The sequence below is a fragment of the Vibrio genomosp. F10 str. 9ZD137 genome (assembly GCF_049974785.1).
Taxonomy (GTDB): domain Bacteria; phylum Pseudomonadota; class Gammaproteobacteria; order Enterobacterales; family Vibrionaceae; genus Vibrio.
The window spans coordinates 1-13557 of the sequence record NZ_JBNGCJ010000250.1 but is presented as its reverse complement, the minus strand read 5'-3'; the positions used below and the strand labels follow the sequence as shown (position 1 = coordinate 13557).

Sequence of the window (13557 nt, the reverse complement as noted above, 5' to 3'; positions counted from 1 at the left end):
CACAACAGTACCGCTGTAATCAACCAGGAAGTGCTCAAGCCATGCGACCGATTCTGCATCTAAGTGGTTGGTTGGTTCATCAAGAAGCAGCATGTCTGGCTTCTCAAGAAGTAAACGACAGATAGCAACACGACGACGTTCACCACCTGATAGGAATTCGATTTTCGCATCCCACTCAGGAAGACGAAGTGCATCAGCTGCGCGCTCTAGAGCTGTCTCTAGGTTGTGGCCGTCTTTCGCTTGGATCAGTGCCTCAAGCTCGCCTTGCTCTTTTGCTAGGGCATCGAAGTCTGCATCAGGTTCCGCATAGGCCGCATAAACAGCGTCTATACGCTTTAAGGCTCCTGCGACATCTGAAACGGCTTCTTCAACAATTTCACGAACGGTTTTAGATTCATCAAGAACAGGCTCTTGCGGGAGATAACCGACTTTCAAACCTTGCTGTGGGCGTGCTTCACCATCAATATCAGTATCAAGACCTGCCATAATACGCAGTAGTGTTGATTTACCTGAACCGTTGAGACCTAAAACACCGATTTTGGCTCCAGGGAAAAAGCTTAGAGAGATATCTTTCAGAATCTGACGTTTCGGGGGCACCGTTTTACTCACCCGAGACATGGTATATACGTATTCAGCCATTGCCGATCGTTCCTAATGTTTGTGGATACAAAAGAGGTATTTTATACCAATCTACATGTTTTTGTTACTAAGGAGCGTGCTTTTGTCTCATGAATACGGTGAGCGATTATCAAATGAAGCTGATATCTCGATTGACGTAAATGTTTTTGTCGCACATTTATTAAATTATCTCTATTTACACTTAAACGCTTTACATTTAAGGCTAGAATTAGCGTAATTAAAGGGAATCAAACCTTATCTCAACAGGAAGAGAGCTAATGAAGTTAATGCCATTCACTCTACCGCAACGCCTTCTTACCTCAATGATCGCTGTTAGTTCATTGATGAGCGGTACTTCGTATGCTGAAACATCGTCAAGTATAACGACTCAAAGAAAACTCTATCAGCAAGCACAACAGCTTCTAGACGATAAAAACATTAAACAATATCGTCAGATGCGAGAACAGATCGCCTCTTACCCATTAACGCCTTATGTCGACTATCGAGCATTCTTGGCCGAGCTTGAACAAAAGACGCCAGAGGATGTGAGCCATTTTATCGATACTTACCAGAGTTTTCCTTTTTCTTATCGAATCCGAGCTCCGTATCTTGATGAGCTAGCGTCAAGAAAGGATTGGTCGACCTTTCTGTCTTTTCAAACAAAGCGACCTAATGGAGAAACGTATCAGTGTCACTATTATTACGCGCACTTTAAGGTGGGTGACAAGGCGAAAGCATTCAAAGGGGCCAATGATCTTTGGTTAAGCGGGGAAGGGGTGTCGGATGCTTGTGACCCACTGTTTAAAGCATGGAGTGAAGCAGGGCTTAAAACGGATCCGTTGATTTTAGAGAGAATGTTACTGGCTTTTAAAGCGGGTAACAGCAGTTTGATGAACTACTTGATGAAGCAGCTTGATAGCTCCTCAGCGGCGACACAAGCAAAAGAAATGCAGTCTCTGTACCGTGAACCTCAATCAGTAGGGGATTTTGCTAGCAAACATAAACCGAATGATTTTCATCAAAAACTCAGCGTGTATGCTTTAAAGAAGCTTGCTCGTAAAGATATAGAGCAAGCACAAAGTGCCTTTGAAGAGGTTGTTAATGCGCAGCAATTACCAAAGGAAAGTCAGCAGGAACTGGCTGATTTTCTCGCATTTCGCTTAATTAATACCGATTCCTCGGAGTTGGCTAACTGGCGTGATGAAGCCATTAAAACATCACAAAACCGCTCTCTAATGGAAAGGCGAATCAGACTGTCGATTCAACATGCAGACTGGGAAGGTTTACAGAAGTGGACAGCACTACTGCCTAACTCTTACCAACAATTACCGCGATGGCAGTATTGGTTAGGGCGCTCCGAAATTGCACTAGGGGATACGTCATCCGGCCATCAAAGGCTTGAAAAAATAGTGGGCTTGAGAAACTTTTATAGCGTAGCCGCTGCCAAGGAGATTAAGCAATCTATTCAGTATCCAGTGACGACGATAACTCTGGATCACGCTTTGATCAAACACCATCAAGTAGCGTTAACGCGTATTCAGGAGCTCATTGATACAGATAAGATCACCGCCGCAAAAAGTGAGTGGCGTTGGCTCCTTAAAAATAGCCCAACCAAAGAAAAAGAGATGCTCGCTGCTTATGCATCAACGCAACGTTGGCATCACTTGTCTGTTGCCGCTTCTATTTCCGCCAAAATGTGGGACAACACGAGTTTACGTTTCCCTATCGCCCATATGTGGTGGTTTAATTTTTATGGGGAAAAGCACAATATTGATCCGATAACTTTAATGTCTCTGGCGAGACAGGAAAGTGCATTAGACAGCGAAGCTCAATCTCCAGTAGGGGCAAGAGGCATCATGCAAATTATGCCGACAACAGCTAAGTATACGGCTAAAAAATACCAGTTAAATTATCATGGGAAAAATGAGCTGTACGAAGTGGGGAAAAATATTGAAATTGGTAGCCATTATCTAGATGGACTGTTAGAGCAATATGACAACAACCGTATTTTTGCGTTGGCCGCTTATAACGCTGGCCCTAACCGAGTAAAACAGTGGCGAGAGCGAACTAACGAGAAGTTGGATGCTTATGCGTTTATTGAGGCGATTCCGTTTAAAGAAACCCGTGGTTATGTCCAGAATATATTGATGTTTGAAACCTATTATCGAGATTTAATGGGGGTGGATGGCGCCTTTCTTAATGAACATGAAATGAAAACTAAATATTGATTCCAATGGCGTTTGAACCCTTTACAATAGGATCATTAATTTTGAATCGAGCAGTAATATGTCATTAGAACCTCAATATCGAGATTGGCAACAATTAATGGATTTAATTAAGCATGCAGCAGACACAGAGCAACATGAGCTGCTACTGACGATGTTAATGACACCCGATGAAAGAGACGCGCTACTGGCTCGAGCAAATATTGTTTGTGAGCTATTGAAAGGTGAAATATCGCAACGTCAAGTGAGCCAAATGTTGGGGGTTGGTGTAGCGACGATTACTCGAGGTTCTAATGAACTCAAAGCAAAATCCGATGATGAAAAAGCTCAGATAGCCAAATTGCTTTTGAAATAACAGGCGAGATTTTCTTAGTATGTTATTTCGATAGTTATGTTCATTAACTAAGGGTTGCTTTATCTTCAAGCCCGAAGGAACGGCCCATAAAGGGCCGCTCTTAACATTATTAAGATATTCACCCAACCAATCTATTTACTTAATTAATCTATACACTATCAGGGAAGTGGTTTGGATTGATAAATGGGATCAGCGCTAAGACTAAGGCTTGATGGTACACACTGCTTCGACTCAGTTGATTGTGTGTCAGCAGGCCAATTGCCCCACCTTGTTGCTTAATGTTTTGAGTTCCAAAAACATCATCCATAACATCGCCCAGTTCATTGGCGTCTTGAAGCTTTGTTAGGACTTTTGGAGGTAACATTAAGCTTGCCGAGCGAGATTCTCCTCGCTGAGACTGTGATTCAACGACCATCCAAGCAAATGTCATGTTGTTTTCTATCCCTGCTTCGAGTCCAACATAATAATCTGCGTTTGGTTGAGCGCGTTTGGCATTTTTGACTCGGTTGAGTGCGCCTAGGTGAGTTTCATGGTTTGACATCGGTTGGTCATCGACCTCACTAGGAACCGACACGCCCATAAATTCAAACGCCACGTTGGGAAATGTGTCACTAAAGGCACTTTTAACGGCATTAATCTTCGCTGGGTTAAGCGAAGCTATGACAACCTTGTTGCTCTCGTTCATGTTTTTTATGTCCTTTTTGCAAGTTCTTGCGCCATATTTTTAATTCTTCTAATGAAAGAGGGTGCGCAAAATGAAACCCTTGCATGTAATCACATTGGTAAGCTGAGAGCCAGTAGTGCATTTCTTCGTTTTCTATACCTTCTGCAGTGACGGCCATAGATTGTGAATGACAAAGGTCAATGAGTGGCTTGATGACTTTTTCGTTACCCGTCTTTATTAATGTCTCTAAGAAAAAACGGTCCAACTTAATTTTCTGTACTGGGTACTGAACTAAGTGAGTAATCGATGTGTATCCTGAACCAAAATCATCAATGGCTAAACGATAGCCTTGCATAGTGAGTTCGTGCAGTAATGGGAAGCTTTGTGAATCGCTGGCAAACGTTTCTGTAATCTCAAAATCAATAAGGTTTGGGTTGACGTTGTATAATGTGGCTTGCTGTTGGACATAATTGGCAAGTTGAAGTGAGTCCAATTCTGCGGATGACAGGTTGATCGACAGCTGAATTTCTTTTTCAAACATTGACTGTAAAGAACCAAAGTCACCAAACGCAGTGCGTATTACCCAACGGTCAATTTTCCCAAATAACCCTGTTTGCTCGGCGATTGGAATAAACTCACTAGGGCAAACCATTCCCAGCTTTAATGAATGCCAACGCAACAACGCTTCCACACCAACAACGTTCGCTCCGCTTTGATCAAAATAAGGTTGATAAACCAAACGAAATTCATTTTCTATCTCTGCATTTCTCAGTGCTCGCTCAATTTGAGTTCTGCGCTGAACCGCTTCATCCATTTCTTTGGAGTAGTAGCCGACCTGGTTTTTTCCTGCCTTTTTGGCTTGATACATGGCGGTATCGGCTCTAGAAATGAGGGAATGAATGTCGTTACCGTCTTTAGGGTAAGTGGCGATACCAACGCTTGCCGTTACCGGAAAGCTGCCTAATAAAGAATCGTGACTCTTTTGAATAGGCTCAAGTAATTTCGCAGTGAAAGTTCGAATGATATGGCTTTCGTTATCGAAATGCTTTGAAGAGATAAAAATGGCGAATTCGTCACCAGAAAGCCGAGAAGCAAAGCATTTTACGTGATGCTTTTTATGGAACTCATCACTTAACGTTTGAATGTGATGCGCAAAGTTGATGAGGAGTTTATCACCAATTGTATGACCATATTTGTCGTTTACGTACTTGAAATTGTCTAGGTCGATGTAAAGAATCCAAACCTGCTTGCTGGAACGGGTATTTGACAACGCGCGCTCAGCCAATTGATGAAAATGATGTCGGTTGGCCAATTGGGTTAAGTGATCATTTTCTGCTAATGCTTTTGTTTTTTGATAGGTCGTATTGAGCTCTTGATACATAGCGTGGAAGCGGCGAGATAGATGCGCAATTTCATCGTCTCCTTTCAGTAGTTCAATATTTTTACGTTGATTGCTCTCTACTTCACCAAGTTGTTGATCAAGCCTAGAGATTGGGCTTATCACATGCCTATAGAGGAGAAAAGTTAGAATCAGAACAGTGATAAGTGAAGAAATACCAAAAGAAGAAGCGAGGTTTTTCCCTAACGCATAGATCTTATCATCAATAATAAAATGAGCGGGATCTAACGTGGCATAGAAGTTTTTTTTCAGTTGCACTGTTTGAGTCAGTTTTGATGGATCCGGAATAAGGCGCTTAGGAACAATTGGAACTTCGGTAAAGAATATACTGCTTTTAGTATCAAATTCTATTTGCTTACGCAGTTGATTGAAAGCGGTTAGCGAGACAGAAACGACCACAAAAAAGGTCTCTTCATTCCCATTTTCTGTAGGATGTTTGAGGCTGTCCTTTCCGAGTAAATCATATCGAATCAGTACCCCTTCACCTTGAGAGTTTTGTGTGTAGCCTATATGACTGGTTTTTTTCGTCTTGGTATAAACGTTGTCAGTATATTCTCGGATTTTAGGGTCAAGCGTGTCGAGAGTATCGGTATTACTGTCGACATAAAATCGAGCGTTTCGATTATTATCTAGAATAGCTAGGCGGCCACTGCCGTCAGCACCAGATTGAAGAGAGGTAATAGAACGCTTTAAATTATCGATTAATTCAAGATCATGGTAGGGGCTATTCTCATTATGAAAGTAGTATCGAATAATGTCGCTTTTCGTCAGCGTGTAAGAATAGCCATTTAACACGGAAACAGAATGACGAAAATACCCTGCCAGCTTCTCCATATTAAGTTGAAGATAACTTTCTTCTCGTTTCAGTAAAGCATCTTTTTGTTGCTGAAAAATAGAGTAGCTTGATAGCGCAGCACTTAAGGCTATAACAGGAGCGACTAGCAGTAATATTCGGGTATTAAGCTTCATAATAGTCTAGCAACGGGATGAGGTACTTGCCCTTGCCCCCAAATAGCTGGAGTTATCCTTAACATCATGGTCGTGAGTTTATCCTGAGTTATATTAAAGTTATATGCAACAAAGTTACTTAGAATTCATAAAGGGCAGACGAAATAAGCGTCACTTTTTATCCCCCCGTAGAATGGAGAATTCTACGGGGGGCTCGTAAAAGTGTCAGCTCATTCCCGCGATTTATTAGACAGATGTAGACTTATTGAAGTTTTACTTGGGTGGGTTTCACGTTCTCTGCCGGATAACAGCCTAATACTTTTAGGTGTTTTGTGATCTTAGTAAGTTCATTGATGGCCGATTGCATATGTTGTGAGTCCAGATGAGCTTGAAGATCGACATAGAACATCTCTTCCCAAGGGTTTCCCATGATTGGTCGAGATTCTAACTTCGTCATATTGATGCCGTAGCGTTGAAGGATCAGTAGTGTTTCAACCAGAGATCCTGCTTCTTGAGAAGTCGACATAATGACGGTCGTTTTGGCTGGTATTTGCTGTGATACTTCTACAGGTTTGCGCGCTACCACGATAAAGCGGGTGTGATTTTCCGTTTGGTTGGCAATGTTACCTTGGATGGGTTGTAAGCCATATATCTTGCCGCTTGATGCATTACCAATTGCTGCAACATCGCTTCGGTTTAGCTGCTTCACCTTTTTCATTGCATCAGCGGTACTCGCACAGGACTCTAGAGTCACTCCTTTTAAGCGGTTCAAGAACTCACTGCATTGCTGGTGGGGCTGAGGATGAGAATAAAGTGTTTTAATGTCTTCAATTCGAATCTCAGAAGTGCTTACTAAACAGTGCTCTATGCGTTGTGTGAGCTCACCCACGATATAAAGCGTTGTATGTTGTAATAAGTCATACACTTCATTAATGGAACCCGAGCTGGTGTTCTCTATTGGAAGTACGCCGTAATCCGCATGGCCCGATTCAACGGTGCTGGTAATATCTCGAAAACTTTCACAGTTGAGCTCCACCAATTCCATATTTTTCCGGCTGAAGAACTCTCTACTTGCGAGGTGAGAGTAAGAGCCTTTCGAGCCAAGGAAAGCGACTCTAGCGAGTGGTTTTCTGCTTTGAGGATTCGCTAAGTTTTGTAAGTAAGCTTGCTGCAATAAAACGGAATCTTCAATAATAGTGTGAAAAAGTTTCGTTATGTACTGAGCATCAAGGTTGTATTTATTTTGGCCATTATTAATGAGTTTGACCAAAAGCTGTTGTTCTCTATCAGCATCGCGAACAGGCTTAGAAGTTTCTACTTTACTTTTCGCTACCTCAATACTCATTTTTCGTCGTTCAGAGATCAAACTGAGTAATTGATCATCCAATTCGTTAAGGCGTGTACGAATTTCTTCCAGTGAGTATTGTTTGTCGGTCATGAATATTTCCTTTATAAAAAAGCCTCCCATTTGGGAGGCTTCTTGTTCGTTTTTGACTTATCTTCTGCAAACGATCCCGCCTCCAAGGTTATTGGAGTAAAAAGAAGTCAAAAAAGAACAGGTAAGTTTGCATAGTTGCTCACTCTAGAGTGAATATTTAAACACAATAAGCAAGCGAGCTTAGAGCGTCAAGAAAAAAAATAGCGCTTTTCAGCGCTATTTTTAAGTTTTATTTAATCAATCTTTATTCTACTTCTTCTTCAAGCTCGAGTTTTTCTGCTCGTCTAGCTTCTGGCTTGTGACGTAGTTTGTTTAGCTGACGTTCTAATTTTTGTTCAACCTCGTTAACGGCCGCGTATAAATCATCATGGGTTGCTGAAGCGACCAGTTGCCCCTTTGGTACTGTCATTATAGCTTCAAATTTCTTTTGCTTATTTGGTGCTTCGCTAAAAGTGGTTTGGCATCCAATAATGTCTACTTGCCACTTTTCAAGTTTCTTAAACTTACTTTCAATGTGCTCACGGATAGCAGAGGTGATGTCGATATTTTTACCAGTGATTTTTACTTTCATAGATGCTTTCCTCTGTGTCATCCCTTATGGGTTAACTTCAGATTACGCATTTGAGCAGAAAGTAACGTGATCTTAATCACTGTTTCTTGTCGATATTTATCAATGAAAACTAAATGTGATCTTACGCAAAGAGTCATGCTGTTTTCATAAAGAAAAGCTTGTTTTTTATTGGGATAAGACTAGATTGGAAGAGGTAATACGCAAAAACAAACCTTATTTTTGGGGAGTTTTTGCAGCCTAAAAAACCTTCCTGTTTGTTTTCTATCCACTCTTAATTGTGATCTTCGTCTCGATAAGTTCAGGCTACCCTTCAATGGCTAAGATAATGCAGCAGGGTAAGGCGGTTTTATTGATCGCGCAGTGGCAGTAATTCTGTCAGTGCAACGCTAGCATTTCTTTTAGCACGTAACTGCTTTAATGCGGATAGCTGTTTGTAAACAACGTAATATCGATTGATGTTGGCCACATAAGTGACGGGTTCTTTACCTATATTTCTCCGAGCAATAATTTCCACATTTTTAAACCAAACATTGGGGTCATAACCGTGCTTAACGGCTAAACGCCTCATTTTTCGAATGTTGGCAGGTCCTGCATTGTAAGCTGCAAGGGTGAAATAGACCTGATTATCAGCGGAAATATCATCATCAGTAAAATACCGATCTTGTATGAACCGCATGTATTTCACGCCTGCATGAATATTGTTGTCGACTTTTTGAATATCAGCAATTGCGACGTTAGGATCTTTTGCGGTACTGGGTAGTACCTGCATCACACCAACAGCGCCTTTGTGAGACACTTTACTTTGATCTAACCCTGACTCTTGAAAGCCTTGAGCTGACATCATCAGTGGGTCGAATGAGTATTGTTCGGAATAGACTGAAAATATCGAGTATAACGAAGCTAGACGTTCCACTTTATTAGGATCGAGTAATCGTGCTAACCAACGAGTGTCTTCGATATATTTGTTATAAATAACGTTACCCAAAAGTGTCCCAGCGCGAGAAGACTTTAAAAACTGATCCGTTACTGTTTTTAATTGAGGGCTATTTTTTCTCATTGCCCAAGCAATTTTTCCACCCTCACGAAGTGGAAGAGCTGTGTGGACCTGCAGGTTTTCCATTGCGTTCATCCATAGCTCTGCTTTATGGCTGTCTAGAACGGTTGCTTTGATATGGCCCAAATTGATCATTTCCATCAGTTCATAGTCTTGTAACGTTTCTTCAATGAACTGAATAACGACGGGAGGTTGATCGATGGCATCGAGCTGAAAATTGATACGTTGTAGGCTTTCAAAATAACTAGAGCTTGCGCGAATCCAGACTTCTTGACCACTAAGTTGTTCAATTGAGGTGAATGGTGTCACCGATTGCTGAGTCACGATAAGTTCACTGACATCGCTGATAAAAGGAGAACTAAAATCGACGCGTTGTTTTCTTTTTTCTGTGATGGTGAGGTTGGCCATGGCGAGATCACCGTACCCACTTTCAATAGCTGGTAGCAAGTCATCTCGATGTATAGGAATCACCTGTAGGTTTAGATAGGGCGACGTCTTTTTGAGTTGTTTCTCAAAATGATAAAGTAACTCGGCAATAATTCCCTTTGGCCGTCCACCTTCGATGTAATAAAACCCTAAATCAGCAGCCACTAAAACACGTATAACACTTTTATTTTTTAATTCGTCAAAGTCGCCTTTGTAGGGTTTTTTTTGCAGGGGGGATAGCTCTAGCGCAGAAGCACTTGAAACGCCCAGTAACAGAAATATAAAAGTAAACCACTGCTTACATTTAGAGGTCACAATAAGCCATCCTTTACTAATTGATTCTTTAAGGGTAGGCGAAATACTGGTATGAGCAAATGATACAAAAAAGCCGCATCACAAGAAGCGGCTTTAAATCAGTGAGTTATCTTTATTGGTGTGTATTAATTGCCATTAAGCTCAATAAGTTTTTTGGTTCTAGCAACCGATTCTTCTAATCCAAGCTCTTCATACGCAGCTAATTGAATCTCTAATGATTTGCGGGCAGCCACTGTATCTGGGTACGTTTTTTGTAGTTCTTGGCTGCGGTTAATGGCAGCAATCCATGCCTCGCGTCGTAGATAAAAATCTGCGGTCGCCAAATCATAGTCGGCTAATCGATTCTTTAGCGCGTACATACGTTTTCTAGAATCATTAGCAAATTGACTATTAGGGTAACGTTCAAGCAGCTTTTTAAAATCAGCGAACGCTTTCTTTACAGGTTCAGGATCTCGATCACTTCGATCGACATTAAATAAATCATGCATGAAATTACGATCTTGAGCCATGTGTGTTAGGCCACGCATGTAAAGCACCCAGTCGAGCTTGTTATGCGTTGGATTTAAACGGCTAAAGCGCTCAATAGTAGCAAGGCCCAATGCCAAGTCATCGTTTTTGTAATACGCGTATATAAGGTCGAGTTGCACCTGTTCAGAATACGCGCCAAAAGGGTAACGTGAATCTAAGGCTTCTAGCTGTTCTATTGCTGTTAACCAGTTTCCTGAACGCAGGGATAATTGAGCTTCTGCATAGAGCTCTGATGGTGGAACATCGGGAACAATCTCATTACTGCTTGAGCAACCAAACAGCAAAGTAAGAGCGAGTAAACTGGATAAAGTATAGTGTTTCATGTCAGGAGCTGATTCCTTGAATTAAATATTTCTTAAGCTTCCGTTACTTTCTTCTTCGTAACAGATACAATGACGCTTATTTTTCCACAGTAGTGAGCATTAGTCTCACAGTTTTTGAAAAAGTTCGATATGGCCCAGCAGATAGAATTAACAAATACAGTAAAAGATAGCCAGCTTGGTCAGAGATTAGACCAAGCTGTCGCGGAATTATTCGCCGATTTCTCACGCTCTCGTATCAAAGAGTGGTTATTGGCCGGTAAAATCCAAGTGGATGGTGAAGTAATTACCAAACCTCGCGTTAAAGTAATGGGTGGAGAGCTTATTACCGTTCAAGCAGAGCTTGAAGACGAACAGCGTTGGGAAGCTCAAGATATTCCGCTTGATATTGTCTATGAAGATGACGATCTTTTGGTTATCAATAAACCGATTGGTTTTGTTGTTCATCCAGGAGCAGGGACACCAGATCGCACCGTGCTTAACGCATTACTTTTTCATTACCCTGATATTGCAGAAGTACCGCGCGCGGGCATTGTGCATCGTTTAGATAAAGACACAACAGGTCTTATGGTGGTCGCTAAAACCGTACCTGCACAAACTCGACTAGTACGTGCGCTTCAAAAACGTAAAATCACTCGTGAATACGAAGCGATAGCTATTGGTAAAATGACCGCTGGTGGTAAAGTAGATCAACCTATTGGTCGTCATTCAACGAAGCGCACCCTGATGGCTGTAGCGCCCATGGGGAAACCGGCTGTAACTCACTACCGAGTCGCTGAACATTTCAGAGAACATACTCGTATTCGCTTACGCCTTGAATCGGGTCGAACGCACCAAATCCGCGTTCATATGTCGTATTTGCAGCATCCGTTATTGGGTGATACTGCTTATGGTGGCCGAGCTCGTATACCAAGAGACGCAAGTGAAGAAGTGACCGAGATGATTCGTGGCTTTCAACGACAAGCTCTGCATGCTGTGATGCTTCGTTTTGAACATCCAGTGACAGGGGAAACGTTAGAATTCCATGCTCCGGTTCCTGATGATATGGTCGCGATTACTGAAGCACTGCGAGAAGATGCAAAACTAAACCACGCCGAAGATTACTAACCATGATCATCCCTAACTGGAATGCTCCTAGCTGTATAAAAGCAGTGTCTTCAACTCGCGTTGGTGGGGTTTCATTGCCACCCTATGACGGATTGAATCTAGGAACACATGTTGGGGATGACATTGCATTGGTTGAGCAAAATAGGACGTTATTTGCTGAGCAATGTGCCATGCCTAGTCAGCCTGTTTGGCTAAACCAAACCCATTCGACACATATACTTGAAGTCAAAGCACCGACAGAGACGGTGTTAGATGCTGATGGTGTTTTTACCCGTTCTCACAACGTCGTATGCTCAGCGATGACCGCAGATTGTTTGCCTGTACTCTTAACTAACACGTCAGGTACGCAAGTGGCAGCGATTCATGCGGGGTGGCGAGGGTTAGCCGGTGGCATCATTGAAAATGCAGTGAATCAGTTTGATGGCGATGTCATAGCCTGGCTGGGCCCAGCGATTGGTGCAACAGCGTTTGAAGTGGGTGATGATGTCTTGCACGCATTTTGTCTATTTGATGAAAATGCTGAGCGAGCGTTTATGCCTATTGAAAGTAATAAATGGCTGGCTAACATGACGATGTTAGCGACTCAGCGTTTAAAGCGTGTTGGGGTTAATCATATCTTTTCTAGCGATGTGTGCACTTATCAACAAAAGCGTGATTTCTTTTCCTACCGCCGTGATGGCATTACCGGGCGACAAGCCGTATTTATTTGGATTGAACCGAACTAACTCTTGCCCGTAATGTTCATGATCTATTTTTTGACTCATTCCTATTCCCTACCCCTTGAAAATTTAGTCTTTAGTATCCATCTTTCTAGTAAATATTAACTCATTTAGTCAGTTGGAATTATCGCTATGCGTCTAGATAGATTTACAAGTAAATTTCAAATTGCCATCTCTGATGCCCAATCATTGGCTTTGGGTCGTGACCATCAATATATTGAACCTGTGCACTTAATGGTTTCTTTATTAGACCAAAACGGCAGCCCAATTCGACCATTGCTGACTATGCTCGATGTGGACGTTCCACATTTGCGCTCCAAATTGAGTGAAATCTTAGAGCGTTTGCCGAAAGTTAGTGGCATTGGTGGTGATGTACAACTATCTAGCGCGATGGGGATGCTTTTTAATCTGTGCGATAAAGTCGCTCAAAAGCGTCAAGATGCTTATATCTCCTCTGAAGTCTTTTTACTCGCAGCGTTGGAAGACAATGGTGCTTTGGGGGCCTTACTCAAAGAGGTTGGTCTGACCGAGAAAAACTTGTCAGGTGCCATCGATAAAATTCGCGGTGGGCAAAAAGTAAAAGATCAAAATGCCGAGGAACTTCGCCAAGCGTTAGAAAAATTCACCATTGATCTAACCGAGAGAGCAGAACAAGGAAAATTAGACCCTGTTATTGGTCGAGATGACGAAATTCGCCGAACGATTCAAGTTCTCCAACGTCGCACCAAAAATAATCCAGTGATTATCGGTGAACCAGGTGTCGGGAAAACCGCGATAGTAGAAGGTCTCGCTCAGCGAATTATCAACAATGAAGTACCTGAAGGTTTACGCGGCCGTAGAGTCTTGTCTTTGGACATGGGGTCTCTTGTG

Annotated in this window: 12 protein-coding genes and 1 other annotated feature; of the genes, 5 read left to right on the top strand and 7 right to left on the bottom strand. The window is 42.1% G+C overall.

Annotated elements, in window-relative coordinates:
• Positions 1–639 (bottom strand): ATP-binding cassette domain-containing protein (locus ACP45E_RS04060; RefSeq protein ID WP_141707217.1); only part of this gene is annotated, 639 nt, incomplete at its 3' end.
• A gap of 257 nt (positions 640–896) precedes the next feature.
• Between ACP45E_RS04060 and sltY the strand changes: the two genes are divergently transcribed.
• Positions 897–2846: a murein transglycosylase gene (sltY, locus tag ACP45E_RS04055; RefSeq protein ID WP_017036902.1), complete on the top strand. Its 1950-nt coding sequence runs from the start codon at positions 897–899 to the stop codon at positions 2844–2846.
• Positions 2847–2904: 58 nt separating this feature from the next.
• On the top strand, positions 2905–3198 hold the full coding sequence (gene trpR, locus ACP45E_RS04050; RefSeq protein WP_017035446.1) for a trp operon repressor: 294 nt from the start codon (positions 2905–2907) through the stop codon (positions 3196–3198).
• 148 nt (positions 3199–3346) lie between these two features.
• On the opposite strand, the gene yjjX is transcribed toward trpR, so the two are convergent.
• The 6 genes from yjjX to bamD form a co-directional block, all read right to left on the bottom strand.
• Complete coding sequence (gene yjjX, locus ACP45E_RS04045; protein ID WP_017035445.1) at positions 3347–3883, bottom strand: inosine/xanthosine triphosphatase; 537 nt, start codon at positions 3881–3883, stop codon at positions 3347–3349.
• On the bottom strand, positions 3846–6230 hold the full coding sequence (locus ACP45E_RS04040; protein WP_017035444.1) for a putative bifunctional diguanylate cyclase/phosphodiesterase: 2385 nt from the start codon (positions 6228–6230) through the stop codon (positions 3846–3848). Before ACP45E_RS04040 ends, yjjX begins: the two co-directional genes overlap by 38 nt.
• 241 nt (positions 6231–6471) lie before the next feature.
• On the bottom strand, positions 6472–7647 hold the full coding sequence (pheA, locus tag ACP45E_RS04035) for a prephenate dehydratase (RefSeq protein WP_017035443.1): 1176 nt from the start codon (positions 7645–7647) through the stop codon (positions 6472–6474).
• 13 nt (positions 7648–7660) lie between these two features.
• Positions 7661–7781, bottom strand: a sequence feature (Phe leader region).
• A gap of 110 nt (positions 7782–7891) precedes the next feature.
• Positions 7892–8218 (bottom strand): ribosome hibernation-promoting factor, HPF/YfiA family, encoded by a 327-nt coding sequence (gene hpf, locus ACP45E_RS04030; protein WP_017035442.1) that lies wholly within the window; start codon positions 8216–8218, stop codon positions 7892–7894.
• A gap of 346 nt (positions 8219–8564) precedes the next feature.
• Positions 8565–10013 carry a lytic transglycosylase F gene (locus ACP45E_RS04025; RefSeq protein ID WP_017036903.1) on the bottom strand — a complete coding sequence of 483 codons (1449 nt, stop codon included), beginning with the start codon at positions 10011–10013 and terminating at the stop codon, positions 8565–8567.
• 125 nt (positions 10014–10138) lie between these two features.
• Positions 10139–10864, bottom strand: a complete 726-nt coding sequence (gene bamD / locus ACP45E_RS04020; protein WP_017036904.1) for an outer membrane protein assembly factor BamD — start codon at positions 10862–10864, stop codon at positions 10139–10141.
• A gap of 129 nt (positions 10865–10993) precedes the next feature.
• Here bamD and rluD point away from each other — a divergent pair, with 129 nt between their 5' ends.
• The 3 genes from rluD to ACP45E_RS04005 all read left to right on the top strand — a co-directional run.
• The gene (gene rluD / locus ACP45E_RS04015; RefSeq protein WP_017036905.1) at positions 10994–11968 is read left to right on the top strand and encodes a 23S rRNA pseudouridine(1911/1915/1917) synthase RluD; all 975 of its coding nucleotides are present in this window, start codon (positions 10994–10996) and stop codon (positions 11966–11968) included.
• A gap of 2 nt (positions 11969–11970) precedes the next feature.
• Positions 11971–12693 (top strand): peptidoglycan editing factor PgeF, encoded by a 723-nt coding sequence (gene pgeF / locus ACP45E_RS04010; RefSeq protein ID WP_017035438.1) that lies wholly within the window; start codon positions 11971–11973, stop codon positions 12691–12693.
• Positions 12694–12819: 126 nt separating this feature from the next.
• The coding region (locus ACP45E_RS04005) for a Clp protease N-terminal domain-containing protein (RefSeq protein ID WP_277815678.1) at positions 12820–13557 on the top strand (738 nt) is incomplete at its 3' end.

What these genes read in the sequence shown, in the direction of transcription:
- bamD (WP_017036904.1), bottom strand. Translation starts at nt 10,864, where the DNA reads ATGAAACACTATACTTTATCCAGTTTACTCGCTCTTACTTTGCTGTTT.
- pgeF (WP_017035438.1), top strand. Translation starts at nt 11,971, where the DNA reads ATGATCATCCCTAACTGGAATGCTCCTAGCTGTATAAAAGCAGTGTCT.
- rluD (WP_017036905.1), top strand. Translation starts at nt 10,994, where the DNA reads ATGGCCCAGCAGATAGAATTAACAAATACAGTAAAAGATAGCCAGCTT.
- ACP45E_RS04040 (WP_017035444.1), bottom strand. Translation starts at nt 6,230, where the DNA reads ATGAAGCTTAATACCCGAATATTACTGCTAGTCGCTCCTGTTATAGCC.
- yjjX (WP_017035445.1), bottom strand. Translation starts at nt 3,883, where the DNA reads ATGAACGAGAGCAACAAGGTTGTCATAGCTTCGCTTAACCCAGCGAAG.
- sltY (WP_017036902.1), top strand. Translation starts at nt 897, where the DNA reads ATGAAGTTAATGCCATTCACTCTACCGCAACGCCTTCTTACCTCAATG.
- hpf (WP_017035442.1), bottom strand. Translation starts at nt 8,218, where the DNA reads ATGAAAGTAAAAATCACTGGTAAAAATATCGACATCACCTCTGCTATC.
- trpR (WP_017035446.1), top strand. Translation starts at nt 2,905, where the DNA reads ATGTCATTAGAACCTCAATATCGAGATTGGCAACAATTAATGGATTTA.
- pheA (WP_017035443.1), bottom strand. Translation starts at nt 7,647, where the DNA reads ATGACCGACAAACAATACTCACTGGAAGAAATTCGTACACGCCTTAAC.